The organism is Massilia mucilaginosa, assembly GCF_011682145.1.
Taxonomy (GTDB): Bacteria; Pseudomonadota; Gammaproteobacteria; order Burkholderiales; family Burkholderiaceae_D; genus Telluria_A; species Telluria_A mucilaginosa.
Genome location: NZ_WHJH01000318.1, coordinates 1 through 301, shown reverse-complemented (window position 1 = coordinate 301; position 301 = coordinate 1). Strand labels below are relative to the sequence as shown.

The following is a 301-nucleotide window of genomic DNA, read 5'->3' as shown; positions in this document are numbered from 1 at the left end:
ACCACGCCGAAATCGTGCCGTGGCTGACCTACCTGAAGCGGCGCGTCAACTCGCGCATCTTCCAGGACCTGAACGTGCTCGGCGTGCTCGACAAGATCTACAAGGGCGACCACGGCGGCCTGGCGACGTACGAGTTCCGCACCAGTAAAAGCTATCCGCCGGAAAACCACATCGTCCAGTACGACGAGACCGACGAGCACTTCACCTGCCGCCTGATGGAAAAGTACGGCCTGTTCTATTACTTCGAGCACAGCGCCGGCAGCCACATCATGGTCATCAGCGACGATTCCTGCAACGCGGG

At 60.1% G+C, this 301-nt stretch carries 1 protein-coding gene; it reads left to right on the top strand.

What is annotated here, in order from left to right:
* The coding region (locus tag F2P45_RS35020; protein WP_267877397.1) for a contractile injection system protein, VgrG/Pvc8 family at positions 1 to 301 on the top strand (301 nt) is incomplete at both ends.